Source organism: Telluria sp. AIW5 (assembly GCF_056680575.1).
Genome location: NZ_CM155289.1, coordinates 2,317,183 through 2,329,966, shown reverse-complemented (window position 1 = coordinate 2,329,966; position 12,784 = coordinate 2,317,183). Strand labels below are relative to the sequence as shown.

14 protein-coding genes are annotated in these 12,784 nt (G+C 64.6%); 6 read left to right on the top strand and 8 right to left on the bottom strand.

Translation table 11 applies throughout. The features are described 5' to 3' along the window. The first annotated feature begins 17 nt into the window (after positions 1–17). A complete protein-coding gene (locus tag AC1MEM_RS10235) occupies positions 18–443 on the top strand; it encodes an acyl-CoA thioesterase (protein WP_499477034.1) in 426 nt (141 codons plus the stop codon). A gap of 133 nt (positions 444–576) precedes the next feature. After that, positions 577–1,083 (top strand): Dps family protein, encoded by a 507-nt coding sequence (locus tag AC1MEM_RS10230; RefSeq protein ID WP_499477033.1) that lies wholly within the window; start codon positions 577–579, stop codon positions 1,081–1,083. A 125-nt stretch (positions 1,084–1,208) separates the two neighbouring features. Here AC1MEM_RS10230 and AC1MEM_RS10225 read toward each other — a convergent pair whose 3' ends face one another. Further along, a complete protein-coding gene (locus AC1MEM_RS10225; RefSeq protein WP_499477032.1) occupies positions 1,209–2,834 on the bottom strand; it encodes a methyl-accepting chemotaxis protein in 1,626 nt (541 codons plus the stop codon). 296 nt (positions 2,835–3,130) lie between these two features. Here AC1MEM_RS10225 and AC1MEM_RS10220 point away from each other — a divergent pair, with 296 nt between their 5' ends. Continuing rightward, positions 3,131–3,598 carry an SRPBCC family protein gene (locus AC1MEM_RS10220; protein ID WP_499477030.1) on the top strand — a complete coding sequence of 156 codons (468 nt, stop codon included), beginning with the start codon at positions 3,131–3,133 and terminating at the stop codon, positions 3,596–3,598. Then, positions 3,585–3,938: an ArsR/SmtB family transcription factor gene (locus AC1MEM_RS10215; RefSeq protein ID WP_499477029.1), complete on the top strand. Its 354-nt coding sequence runs from the start codon at positions 3,585–3,587 to the stop codon at positions 3,936–3,938. The genes AC1MEM_RS10220 and AC1MEM_RS10215 overlap by 14 nt, the downstream gene beginning before the upstream one ends. Here the strand turns inward: AC1MEM_RS10215 and AC1MEM_RS10210 are convergent. Together AC1MEM_RS10210 and AC1MEM_RS10205 are read right to left on the bottom strand one after the other, a co-directional pair. Beyond that, entirely contained in the window at positions 3,927–4,592 is a 666-nt protein-coding gene (locus AC1MEM_RS10210; protein ID WP_499477027.1) for a glutathione S-transferase family protein, read from the bottom strand. The two genes, AC1MEM_RS10215 and AC1MEM_RS10210, sit on opposite strands and share 12 nt — an antisense overlap. 8 nt (positions 4,593–4,600) lie before the next feature. Beyond that, positions 4,601–5,005 (bottom strand): DUF3224 domain-containing protein, encoded by a 405-nt coding sequence (locus tag AC1MEM_RS10205; RefSeq protein ID WP_499477026.1) that lies wholly within the window; start codon positions 5,003–5,005, stop codon positions 4,601–4,603. A 128-nt stretch (positions 5,006–5,133) separates the two neighbouring features. Here AC1MEM_RS10205 and AC1MEM_RS10200 point away from each other — a divergent pair, with 128 nt between their 5' ends. After that, on the top strand, positions 5,134–5,898 hold the full coding sequence (locus AC1MEM_RS10200) for a DUF3108 domain-containing protein (RefSeq protein ID WP_499477024.1): 765 nt from the start codon (positions 5,134–5,136) through the stop codon (positions 5,896–5,898). Positions 5,899–6,079: 181 nt separating this feature from the next. On the opposite strand, the gene AC1MEM_RS10195 is transcribed toward AC1MEM_RS10200, so the two are convergent. The 5 genes from AC1MEM_RS10195 to pyrG all read right to left on the bottom strand — a co-directional run bounded on the left by AC1MEM_RS10195 (position 6,080) and on the right by pyrG (position 10,706). After that, on the bottom strand, positions 6,080–6,367 hold the full coding sequence (locus AC1MEM_RS10195; RefSeq protein ID WP_499477023.1) for a hypothetical protein: 288 nt from the start codon (positions 6,365–6,367) through the stop codon (positions 6,080–6,082). A gap of 3 nt (positions 6,368–6,370) precedes the next feature. Continuing rightward, the gene (ftsB, locus tag AC1MEM_RS10190) at positions 6,371–6,733 is read right to left on the bottom strand and encodes a cell division protein FtsB (RefSeq protein ID WP_499477022.1); all 363 of its coding nucleotides are present in this window, start codon (positions 6,731–6,733) and stop codon (positions 6,371–6,373) included. 60 nt (positions 6,734–6,793) lie between these two features. Next, positions 6,794–8,077, bottom strand: coding sequence for a phosphopyruvate hydratase (gene eno / locus AC1MEM_RS10185; RefSeq protein WP_499477021.1), 1,284 nt, complete (start codon positions 8,075–8,077; stop codon positions 6,794–6,796). 89 nt (positions 8,078–8,166) lie between these two features. Then, positions 8,167–9,024 (bottom strand): 3-deoxy-8-phosphooctulonate synthase, encoded by an 858-nt coding sequence (kdsA, locus tag AC1MEM_RS10180; RefSeq protein WP_499477019.1) that lies wholly within the window; start codon positions 9,022–9,024, stop codon positions 8,167–8,169. Then, positions 9,021–10,706, bottom strand: coding sequence for a CTP synthase (gene pyrG, locus AC1MEM_RS10175; protein ID WP_499477017.1), 1,686 nt, complete (start codon positions 10,704–10,706; stop codon positions 9,021–9,023). The genes kdsA and pyrG overlap by 4 nt, the downstream gene beginning before the upstream one ends. Positions 10,707–10,971: 265 nt before the next feature. Between pyrG and AC1MEM_RS10170 the strand changes: the two genes are divergently transcribed. Then, a complete protein-coding gene (locus tag AC1MEM_RS10170) occupies positions 10,972–12,675 on the top strand; it encodes a methyl-accepting chemotaxis protein (protein ID WP_499477016.1) in 1,704 nt (567 codons plus the stop codon). Positions 12,676–12,784: the final 109 nt, after the last annotated feature.

The following is a 12,784-nucleotide window of genomic DNA, read 5'->3' as shown; positions in this document are numbered from 1 at the left end:
CTGAAAGACGATTGACGATGCGCGACACGCCCCGCTCCGCCTTCCCCCACCTGCTCGCGCTACCGACGCGCTGGATGGACAACGACAGCTACGGGCACGTCAACAACGTCAACTACTACAGCTTCTTCGACACCGCGGTCAATCGCTACCTGATCGACCGCGGCGTGCTCGACATCCACAAGGACGATATCGTCGGCTTCGTGGTCGAAACGAGCTGCTCCTACTTCAGTTCCATCTCCTTCCCCGATACGATCCACGTCGGCGTGCGCGTTGCCAAACTCGGCAATTCGAGCGTGCGCTATGAACTGGCCCTGTTCCGCGACGACGAGCCGCTGCCCTCGGCGGCCGGGCATTTCGTGCATGTGTACGTGGACCGGCGCAGCAACACGTCGGTACCGATCCCGCCGCAGGTGCGCGAGGTGCTGCAGGCACTGGCTTCCTAGCCAAGCGATACGAATGTCCCGGAATTGAAACGGGTCAGCCGGTCATCCAGCTTTCCGGCCGGTGCTAAGCTGTTGCATTGTTAGCAGTGTTGAAGTTTCAACAAAACACTGTCCTCACTACAGGAGAAATGCAATGCACATGGATACCGGCATCAACACCGAGGACCGCGCAAAAATCGTCGCCTCGCTCTCGACCGTCCTGGCCGACGCCTACATGCTCTACCTGAAGACGCACAATTTCCACTGGAACGTCACCGGGCCGATGTTCTCGTCCCTGCACGTGATGTTCGAGGAGCAGTACACCGAGCAGTGGAATGCGCTGGACGACATCGCCGAACGCATCCGCGCCCTGGGCCACTTCGCACCGGCCACCTACAAGCGCTATGCCGAGCTGTCGAGCATCAGCGAAGAGCCGGAGGTGCTTTCGGCCAAGGAAATGATCCGCCAGCTGGTCGACGGCAACGAAATCCTGACCCGCACCCTGCGCGCGGGCGTGAAAGTCGCCGACGAGCTCGACGATTTCCCGACCGCCGACATGCTGACGACCCGCATGGAAGTGCACGAGAAGAACGCCTGGATGCTGCGCTCCTTCCTCGAGCAGGGCGCCGGTTCGATGCAAGGCGACGCTTCGTCGGACTAAGCAAAAACCTGGGGTCAGGTCTGACATTTGGACACGGCCTCAACAATAACAGGCCGAATAAGGCAGAGGTCGCGCCAAGGCGGAAGTCCGAATGTCAGACCTGACCCCAGCTGTCTCCAGCTATCTCAGGCTGCCCTGACGGATGCCGTCACGCGACGTGGCGCCGCCCCCCGGGACGGTCGCGCCACGGCAACCGGGGCGCCGGCGAGGGTGAAGTGGGACACCAGCTGTTCCAGGCGCGCCGACTGTTCCTGCATGCTGGCCGCGGCTGCGGCGGCCTCTTCGACCAGCGCCGCGTTTTGCTGGGTGGTCTGGTCCATCTGCAAAATCGCCTCGTTGACCTGGTCGATGCCGATGCTCTGCTCGCGGCTGGCGGCCGTGATGCCGGCCATGATCTCGGTCACCCGCGCAACGCTGGCGACCACCTCGCCGATGGTGGCGCCGGCCTGCTGCACCAGGGTCGTCCCGGTGTTGACCTGGGCGACCGAGTCGCCGATCAGCGCCTTGATTTCCTTGGCGGCCGTCGCCGAGCGCTGCGCGAGGTTGCGCACTTCGCTCGCCACGACGGCAAACCCGCGGCCCTGCTCGCCGGCCCGGGCCGCCTCCACCGCCGCATTCAGCGCCAGGATATTGGTCTGGAAGGCGATGCCGTCGATGACGCCGATGATGTCGACGATCTTGCGCGATGCCGTGTCGATCGCGCCCATGGTGTCGACCACCTGCCCCACGATCTGGCCGCCGCGCACCGCCACCGTCGAGGCGTCCTGCGCCAGCTGGTTGGCCTGCGTGGCGCTGTCGGCGTTCTGGCGCACGGTCGAGGTCAGTTCTTCCATCGAGGACGCGGTTTCCTCGAGCGCCCCGGCCTGCTGCTCGGTACGGGCGGACAGGTCGAGGTTGCCGGTGGCGATCTCGCTCGATGCGCCGGCGATCGCGCGGGTGCCTTGCTGGACCTCGGACACCACCCTGACCAGGCCGTCGTTCATGGTGTGCAGGGCCTGCAACAGGTGCCCGACCTCATCCGTGCGCTGGCGGTCGAAGCTGCTCGTCAGGTCGCCGCCGGCGACGGCTTCGGCCACCCGTACCGCGTCCTGCAGCGGACGGGTAATCGAGCGCGTGATCGCCACGGCGGCAAACGCGCCCAGCAGCAGTATGAAGCCGCTGAGCAGCAGGGACAGGTGGGCGCGCCCTTCGAAGTCGGCCTGGATCGCATCTTTCATCTGGTCGATCGTCTTGCGCTGCAAGGCCAGCAGGTCCTGCAGCGCGGCGGAATAGGCCTGGGCGGCCGGGTCGAAGCCGTCCGTGTAGAGGCGCTCGGCAGTGGCGGCGTCGCCGGCCTTCTTGGCGTCCATCACCTGCACCTTGAGTGCCTGGTATCTGGCGCGCAGGGATTTGACGTTGGCGAGCTTTGCCTTCTCTTCCTCCGAGGTCAGCAGCGGCTCGATTTGCTTGATCAGTTCGGTGGACGTGGTCACGCTGTCCGCGATCGTCTTGGCGAACACGGCGCTGAGCGTGGTATCGGTGCTGCGCGCGATCAGCGAAGTACGGGCGATCGCGGAATAGGTCATCGTGTTCCAGCTCGAGACCAGGCGCTCCTTGGCCAGCGGCACGGCCATCATCTCCTCGGTCGCGCGGGCGCTGGAGCGGGCCGCCAGCAGCGCGGACGCGGTGGCGATGGTGGCGAGTACCAGGATGAGCGCAAAGGCAAGGGTCAGCCGGGTGCCGATACGCAGGTTGTTGAAGAAGTGATTCATGGGTGAGTCGTCTCTTTCTTGATTACGTATAAAAACTCAACAGGAAAAACAGCTGCAGGAATAATCTTGCTCAAGTAAATATACGCTTGGGGTAAGGGAGCGTCGACAAAGCGTTACGTTCCCTCCAGAAATTCTTGTGTTCGGCAGTTATTGGTTGCCTGTTCGCAACAAACCGGAAGCATTGCAGGGTCCCATTCATGCGCGCGCCGCCGCCCGCCCCCCCGGCTTGCACTTCCCGGTAAAACATGCAACCATTCGGTTGCGTGATATTTCCCTAATCAATCGGAGACCCAGACATGAGCGCCAGCACCAGCACCGACCGCATCGAACGCAGCATCGACATGAAGGCCCCGCGCGCGCGGGTATGGCGCGCGCTCGTCAACGCCGAGGAATTCGGCAGCTGGTTCGGCGTCAATTTGAAGGACCAGGCTTTTGTTGCGGGCGGACAGGTGCGCGGGCACATCACCCATCCCGGCTACGAACACCTGCAATTCGAAGCACGGGTCGAGCGCGTCGATGCCGAGCAACTGCTGTCGTTCTACTGGCACCCGTACGCGATCGAACCCGGCGTCGACTACACGCAGGAAGCGCCGACCCTGGTCACGTTTACGCTGCAGGACACACCGGACAGCGGCACCCGCCTGACCGTCGTCGAATCCGGTTTCGACAAGGTGCCGGCGCAGCGCCGCCTGGAGGCCTTCCGCATGAACAGCCAGGGCTGGGATGCGCAGGTCGGGCACATCGCGCGCCATGTCGGCGGCTGACAAGCAACCCGGACAGCTGGCCGATGTGTTCGCGGCCCTGGGCGACCCGACCCGCCTGCAGCTGGTCTCCCTGCTCTGCGCGGGCAGCCTGCTGTCGATCGCCCAGCTCACCACGAGCACGGCCATGAGCCGCCAGGCGGTGACCAAACACCTTCAGGTGCTGGCCGATGCGGGACTCGTGCGCGACGAAAAAAGGGGGCGCGAGCGGCGCTGGCAGCTGGCGCCGGAACGCATCGACGAGGCGCGGCGCAGCCTCGACGCCATCGGCCGCCAATGGGAAAACGCGCTCGGCCGGCTCAAGGACTTCGTCGAGTCGGACGGCCCGGATTCAGCTTCCTGAAGGAGGCCCCGCCGATGCGTTGTTGAACACCGCCAGCTGCGCGGCGAATGCGCGCTGCCAGGCCGGCCGCGCTTCGGCGCGCGCGATATAGGCCGCGAGCTTCGGATACTCGTCCAGCAAGCCCGATGCGCCCAGGCGGCGCAGCACCGTCACCATCAGCAGGTCGGCGGCGCTGAAATTCCCGTCGAGCCAATCGTCGTTCCCGAGGTAAGCCGACAGCTCGGCCAGGCGCTTGCGGATGCGGTCCTTGACGCCAGGCAGCCGCTGCTGGGTCCAGGGTTCGTTACCCTCGGTAATAACCGCAATCTGGAGCTCGAGGATCGGCGGCTCGATCGTGTTCAGGGCGGCGAACATCCAGGTGATCGCGCGCGCCCGCGCGTCGGCCTCGGGCGGCAGCAGTCCGGCATGCTGCTGCGCGATATGCAGCACGATGGCGCCCGATTCGAACAGGGCCAGCTCGCCTTCTTCATAGGTCGGAATCTGGCCGAAGGGATTGACGGCGCGATGCGATGCTTGCTTCATCGCGTCGAAGGACACCAGCCGCACCTCGTAGGGCTGGCCGACTTCCTCCAAAGCCCAGCGCACGCGCATGTCGCGCGCCAGGCCGCGGCCGCGGTCCGGGGATTTTTCGAAGGCAGTGATGGTGGGCGTCATGGGAACACTCATGCCTGCGGCAGGATGTAGTCGAATTCGTAGAAATGCTTGCGCTCCTCGATGCGGATGCGCATGGTGCCGGCAATGCCCGCCAGTTCGCCGGTGCCGGAATCGGGCACGACCGTAATCGACAGCGACTGCGCGCCGCGCGCCATCGTGCCGGTATGCTGGACGACGAAGCTGCCGCTGCGGCCCTGCAGCGTGCCGCTCACGCGCTCGACCGCCACGTAGCCGGCCGAGCCTTCGGTGGTCGTCATCGCCGAGAGCATCTCGCCGACGCCTGTCCCCTCGAGTGCGCCGTGGTAGTGCTTGTCGATCGCCATGCGCCCGGTCGTGACACCGTCGCGCACCTCGGGCTGGCCTTGCGGGGTGACGGTCACATCGAACGGTCCTGTGGCATGTTGCTGGCTCATGGTGCGCTTCCTTTTACGTGAAGAGATAGCGAACATTCTAGGCCGTTTTCGGCGCCCGGTGACAATTGAAGGGAAACTGGCGTTCGATTCTGGGGCACAATTATATTTTTGCGGAAAGGCAAAAATATATGCATGCGTTCAAGCGTCTTGCACTCTCCCTGCTGCTGCTGGCTCCCGCCGGCGCCGCGTTTGCCAACCACGTCGCCGACGATGTCGACGTCGGTACCGCCCTCCCCCGTTTTGCGCTCGTCAAGGAAGGCACGCACCGCTACCTGCGCTTCATGAAGCTTGGCGAGGCCAGCACGCCGGCCGACATCTGGACGCGCGAAGTGACATTCGAAGAACGCGGCGGCAAGCAGCTGCTGCGCATCCGCCAGCGCTGGGATGGCGTGGCGCCGACGCCTTCGGTGCGCCTGATCGACTCCTGGTTCGACGCCGGCACCTTCCGCCCGCGCACCCATGAACGCATCACCGAACGCGAGGGCAAGCGCGTGGTCGAAGGTTTTGCCTTTGCACCGGACCGCATCACGGGCATGGCTGGCCTCGCCGACAATACGCAGAAGGACTTGTCGGTCGCCTCGCCGGAGCCGACCTTCAATTTCGAAGCCGATATCGAATTCCTGCAGGCGCTGCCGCTGGCGCCGGGTTACGAGGCGCGCATCAATTTCTACCATCCCGGCGGCCCGACGCCGCCGCAGCGCTACACCTTCAAGGTGACCGGTGCGGCCACGATCGCGGGACCGGCGGGGCCGGTCGATTGCTGGGTGGTGACGACGGATTACAACAGGCCGGGGTCGGTGTCGACCTTCTGGTTTGCCAAGGGCACGCAGCTGATGGTGCGGCAGGAGGCGAAGATGGGGGAGCGGACGCTGGTGAAGGCCTTGATCGAATAGCGGCGACGTGGCGCGGCAGATCGACGGCTGGTTGAACGCGTGGGCGGCAGAGCCGCCCCCTACGGGTCTGATCGACCTGCACGACACATCGCCACAGGCCTGTGTGCGACGCATAGCCCCGTAGGGTGGGCGGGTTCCCCGCCCACGCGTTCAACGCACAGGCGAACAATCGTGGCGAGATTCAGTGCGCCGCGCCAGGCATATGCAAATCGATCACCTTCATGATCGCCAGGGTCGTGGCCATGCTCATCTCCCCACTGGCAAACGCCTGGCGCAACTCGGCCTGCGGCAAGCCGGCGGCCGCGGCCAGGTGCGCCGTGCCTTCCGCGCGCGCGGCGTGGGCAAAGGCGTCGATGAGGATGGCGCCACCGCCGCTGTCGAAGGCGGCAGCCAGGCAAGCGGCGAGCGCCTCGAGGGTCGCCAGCTGCGGCGCAGGATCGCCCTGCGCTCGATCGTGATCGGTATCCATGGATTAGTGCGACTCGACGGCCTCGTGGCCGCCCTTGCCCGCTTTCGGCGGTGGCGGCGGCGGCGGGACGGTCATCGACTCGGTCGGCTTTTCGTCCTTGCGCAGTACCTGCACGAAGATTTCGTTCTGCTTGATCATGCCCAGTTCCAGGCGCGCGCGTTCCTCGACCGAGCCGAGGCCCTCGCGCAGGTCGCGCACTTCCGATTCGAGCTTGGCGTTGCGCGCCTTGAGCCCGTCGGTATGGACCTGCGCCAGCTTGACCTGGTCCTTCATGTCGGAGACGGCCAGCATGCCGCCCTTCCCCAGCCACAAAGGGTACTGGATCAGCAACAGCAGGGCGGCGAGAACGAGCGTAATGATGCGCATGGCGGGCAGTATTGGAACGCGGGCCGGACCACGATGGCCGGCCCGCGAAGGTACGACAGATTACTTCAGATTGTAGAACGCGTCACGGCCAGGATAGCTGGCGACATCGCCGAGGTCTTCCTCGATGCGCAGCAGCTGGTTGTACTTGGCCATGCGGTCCGAACGCGACATCGAGCCGGTCTTGATCTGCAGGGCGTTCAGGCCCACCGCGATGTCGGCGATGGTCGAGTCTTCGGTCTCTCCCGAACGGTGCGAAATCACGGCGGTGTAGCCGGCGCGCTTGGCCATCTCGATGGCGGCGAAGGTCTCGGTCAGGGTGCCGATCTGGTTGATCTTGATGAGGATCGAATTGGCGATGCCCTTCTGGATGCCTTCCTTGAGGATCTTGGTGTTGGTGACGAACAGGTCGTCGCCCACCAGCTGCACACGCTTGCCCAGTGCTGCGGTCAGCGTCGCCCAGCCTTCCCAGTCGCCTTCATGCATCGCGTCTTCGATCGAGATGATCGGGTACTTGTCGCACCAGGTGGCGAGCATGTTGGTGAAGTCGGTCGCGGAGAGCGACAGGCCTTCGCCTTCGAGAACGTACTTGCCGTCCTTGTAGAATTCGCTCGCGGCGCAATCGAGGCCGATGGCGATTTGCGTGCCGGCCTCGTAGCCTGCCTGCTCGATCGCCTGCATGATCAGCTTGATGGCTTCTTCATGGTTGGTCACCGATGGGGCAAAGCCGCCTTCGTCGCCGACCGCGGTCGACAGGCCCTTCGAGTGCAGGATCTTTTTCAGCGTGTGGAACACTTCGGCGCCGTAGCGGATCGCTTCCTTGAACGACGGGGCGCCGATCGGGATGATCATGAACTCCTGGATGTCCAGGTTGTTGTCGGCGTGCGCGCCGCCGTTGATGACGTTCATCATCGGCACCGGCATCTGCATCGCGCCCGAACCGCCGAAGTAGCGGTACAGCGGCAGGCCCGCTTCTTCAGCGGCGGCTTTCGCCACGGCCATCGAGACGGCCAGCATCGCGTTGGCGCCCAGGCGGCTCTTGTTCTCGGTGCCGTCCAGGTCGATCAGGGTGCGGTCGAGGAAGGCCTGTTCGTTGGCGTCCAGGCCCATGATGGCTTCGCTGATCTCGGTGTTGATGTTCTCGCAGGCCTGCAGCACGCCCTTGCCGAAGTAACGCTTCGGATCGCCGTCGCGCAGTTCGATCGCTTCGCGCGAACCGGTCGACGCGCCCGACGGCACAGCCGCACGGCCCATCACGCCGGACTCCAGCAGGACGTCGCATTCGACGGTCGGATTGCCGCGCGAGTCAATGATCTCGCGGCCGATAATATCAACGATAGCACTCATGTTTACATCTCCAAAGGTGAAAAATCGTCTCGCACATGAAAGTCGAGGCGCCTGTGAGAGCGCCTCGACGTTCGAGCTAATTGGTTACATCAGATCTTGAAGCTGTTCTCGAGGAAGCCCGCCTTCTTGACCACGCGGTCGATGTCGACCAGGGTCGTGAGCAGTTCCTTCATGCGCGCCAGCGGCACCGCGTTCGGGCCGTCCGACATCGCGTTGGCCGGATCCGGATGGGTCTCCATGAACAGGCCCGCGATGCCCGCGGCGACTGCCGCGCGCGACAGCACCGGGATATGCTCGCGCTGGCCGCCCGAGGACGTGCCCTGCCCGCCCGGCAGCTGCACCGAGTGGGTGGCGTCGAACACCACCGGGCAGTTCGATTCGCGCATGATGGCGAGCGAACGCATGTCCGAGACCAGGTTGTTGTAGCCGAAGGAGGCACCGCGTTCGCAGGCCATGAAGTTGTCTTCGTTCAGGCCGGCCGCGCGTGCCGCGTTGCGCGCCTTGTCGATCACGTTCTTCATGTCGCCCGGGGCCAGGAACTGGCCCTTCTTGATGTTCACCGGCAGGCCCGAACGGGCGCAGGCGTTGATGAAATCGGTCTGGCGGCACAGGAAGGCCGGGGTCTGCAGCACGTCGACGATGCTCGCCACTTCAGGAATCTCTTCCTCGGTGTGGACGTCGGTCAGCACCGGCACGCCGATGGTGCGCTTGACGTCGGCGAGGATCTCCAGGCCCTTCTCGCGGCCGGGGCCGCGGAACGAGGTGCCCGACGAGCGGTTCGCCTTGTCGAAGGACGATTTATAGATGAACGGGATGCCGAGTGCCGAGGTGATTTCCTTCAGCGTGCCGGCGACGTCCATCGCCATCTGGCGCGATTCGATCACGCAGGTACCGGCGATCAGGAAGATCGGCTGGTCCTGGCCTACTTCAAAGCCGCAAAGCTTCATGCTGCGTCTCCTTGCAAAGCAGGTGCATTCGCCGCAGTCTGGGTATTGGCCGACTGGTGCGCGAGCGCAGCCTGGATGAACGACGTGAACAGCGGGTGGCCGCTGCGCGGGGTCGACTTGAATTCAGGGTGGAACTGTACGCCCATGTACCACGGGTGCGAATTTGGACCGGTGCGCGGGAGTTCCATGATTTCGCACAGGTCTTCGTTCGGGGTACGCGCCGCGACGACGAGGCCGGCCGCTTCCACCTTCGGCAGATAGTGGTTGTTGGCTTCGTAGCGGTGGCGGTGGCGCTCGGTCACGACGCTGCCGTAGATCTCGGCGGCCAGCGTGCCCGGGTTCACCGCGCAGGTCTGGGCGCCCAGGCGCATGGTGCCGCCGAGGTCCGAGTTCTCGTCGCGCTGCTCGACTTTACCGTCGTGGTTCTGCCACTCGTTGATCAGGGCGACGACCGGCTGGTCGGTTTCCAGGTCGAATTCGGTGGAGTTCGCGTTCGGCAGGCCGGCCATGTGGCGCGCGTATTCGATCAGCGCGACCTGCATGCCCAGGCAGATGCCGAGGTAAGGGATCTTGTTTTCGCGGGCATAGCGCGCGGCCATGATCTTGCCTTCCACGCCGCGCTTGCCGAAGCCGCCCGGGACCAGGATGGCGTCGTACTTGCCCAGCTGCTCGCAGCCGCTCGTTTCGATCTCTTCCGAGTCGAGGTATTCGATGTTGACGCGGCTTTCGGTATGGATGCCGGCGTGGCGCAGTGCTTCGGTCAGCGACTTGTACGATTCCGTCAGGTCGACATACTTGCCGACCATGCCGATCGTGACTTCGTGCTTCGGGTTTTCCAGCGTGTGGATCAGTTTGGTCCACATCGACAGGTCGGCCGGCGGGGCTTCCATGCCGAGCGCTTCGAGGATGATGTCGTCCAGGCCCTGGTCGTGCAGCACCTGCGGCACTTTATAGATGGTGTCGACGTCCCAGACCGAAATGACGGCCTGCTCTTCGACGTTGGCGAACAGCGAAATCTTGGCGCGCTCGTCGTCCGGGATGCGGCGGTCGGCGCGGCACAGCAGCGCGTTCGGCGAAATGCCGATCTCGCGCAGCTTCTGCACGCTGTGCTGGGTCGGCTTGGTCTTCAGTTCGCCGGCCGATGCGATGTAGGGCACCAGGGTCAGGTGCACGAAGGCGGTCGACTTGCGGCCGGCGCGCAGCGACAGCTGGCGCGCCGCTTCAAGGAAGGGCAGCGACTCGATGTCGCCGACGGTGCCGCCGATTTCGACCAGCGCGACGTCGACGCCTTCGGCGCCGCGGCGGATGTAGTCCTGGATCTCGTTGGTGATGTGCGGGATCACCTGCACGGTCTTGCCGAGGTACTCGCCGCGGCGTTCCTTGCGGATCACCGATTCATAGATCTGGCCGGTGGTGAAGTTGTTCACCTTTTTCATGCGGGTGCTGATGAAGCGCTCGTAGTGGCCGAGGTCGAGGTCGGTCTCGGCGCCGTCGTCGGTAACGAAGACTTCGCCGTGCTGCATCGGGCTCATCGTGCCCGGATCCACGTTAATGTAGGGATCGAGCTTGAGCATCGTGACTTTGAGGCCGCGCGATTCGAGGATCGCAGCGAGGGAAGCGGCCGCGATTCCCTTGCCCAGGGAAGACACGACGCCGCCAGTGACGAATACAAATTTGGTCATTGTGCTGAAGGTGCCGAATGGCACGCGCGGGAAATAGAAATTATACCTTAAACGGGCGCCAACATTGTCATGACCAGACCGCCGTCGGGCTGACGCTGCCGTTTCCACGCCCCGGCACGCAGCCCGCAAGCGCGAACTGTTTCGCAATGGCAACACCTCTCCTCCCGCTGCCCCCTGCGCCTATGGATATAGCTGAGATGCAATTGCAATTGCCATGAGACAAGGTTACATTCGATCTTCACTTATTCGGATAGGCAGGAATGTGATGGGCTTTTTCAATAACCTCAACATCGGCAAGCGGCTCGCGCTCGGCTTTGCACTGACCCTGGCGATGGTGATCCTGATCGCCACGGTCGCCATCGGCCGCCTCAACAGCGGCGCGGCCAGCACGGCGCAGGTCCTCGCCGAACCGCTGGCCAAAGAACGCTTGATCACCGAGTGGTACATGCAGATCTTCGCCGCGGTACGCCGTACGGCCGCCATCGCCAAGAGCAGCGACGCATCGCTCGGGCCCTATTTCAAGGAAGACGCCAGCCAGACCGGCGCGCGCTCGAGCGCGCTGATCAAGCAGATCGAGCCCCTGATCACGGCCGGCGAAGAAAAAGCCCTGTTCGACCGCATCGGCGCGCAGCGCAAGGCCTACTCGGCCGCCCGCGACGAAGCCGTCAAGGCCAAGGCGGCCGGCGACGAGGCGCTGGCCGGACGCATCCTCGACGAACGCTTCACCCCCGCGGCGAAAGCCTACCAGGAATCGGTGCAGCAGCTGGTCGCCATGCAGCACGCGAACATCGCCACCACCGCGCGCACGATCGGCGAACGTGCCGACAGCAGCGAAAACGTGATCGCCACGCTGGCCGCGCTCTCGGTGCTGGTGGGCGCCCTCTCCGCCTGGCTGCTCACGCGCGGCATCGTGCGTCCGATCCGCGAAGCGGTGACGCTCGCCGAAACCGTCGCCAGCGGCAACCTGACGCGCCGCATCGACGCCACCGCGAAGGACGAAACCGGCGCCCTGCTGCGCGCATTGCGCCACATGAACGACAGCCTCGTGAAAATCGTCAGCGAAGTACGGGGCGGCACCGACACCATCAGCGGCGCCTCGGGCGAGATCGCCGCGGGCAATATGGATTTGTCGTCGCGCACCGAACAGCAGGCCGCCTCCCTGGAAGAAACCGCCGCCTCGATGGAACAGCTGACCGGCACCGTGCGCCAGAACGCCGACAATGCGCGCGAAGCGAACCAGCTCGCCATCACGGCATCGAACGTGGCCGTCCAAGGCGGCGCCGTCGTCGGCAAGGTCATCACGACCATGGGTTCGATTAATGAGTCATCGCGCAAGATCGTCGACATCATCGGGGTCATCGACGGCATCGCCTTCCAGACCAATATCCTGGCGCTGAACGCGGCAGTCGAAGCGGCGCGTGCCGGCGAACAGGGCCGCGGTTTCGCGGTCGTCGCTTCGGAAGTGCGTACCCTGGCCCAGCGTTCGGCTGCGGCGGCCAAGGAGATCAAGGGCCTGATCGGCGACTCGGTCGAGAAAGTCGACCTGGGGGCCAAACTGGTCGACCAGGCCGGCGCCACGATGGAGCAAGTGGTGGAATCGATCCGCCGCGTCACCGACATCATGGCCGAGATCACCCACGCGACGCAGGAGCAGACCGGCGGCATCGAGCAGGTCAACCGCTCGATCGGCCAGATGGACGAAGCGACCCAGCAGAACGCGGCCCTGGTCGAGGAATCGGCAGCGGCGGCGACCTCGATGCAGGAGCAGGCGGCGAAGCTGGCGCAAGTGGTCGGCGTGTTCAAGCTGGACGCCCAGGCGGGGGCACCGGCGGCCACGGTTGCAGCGCGTGCGATCGCGGTCCGTCCGACACCGGCGGTGCGTGCGGCGAAGGCGCCGGCAGCAGCCAGGCCGGCCCTGAAGCCGGCGGCGCGTGCGACGGCAAAGGCCGACGAGTGGGAAGAGTTCTGACCGCCGTCCCTGATGGAAAATGATCGATGAAGCCGCCCGCATCCCGGGCGGCTTTTTTTCGTCCTGAACGCGCGCACTGTCGCATTTTGAAATACGTAGTTTCCGTAGA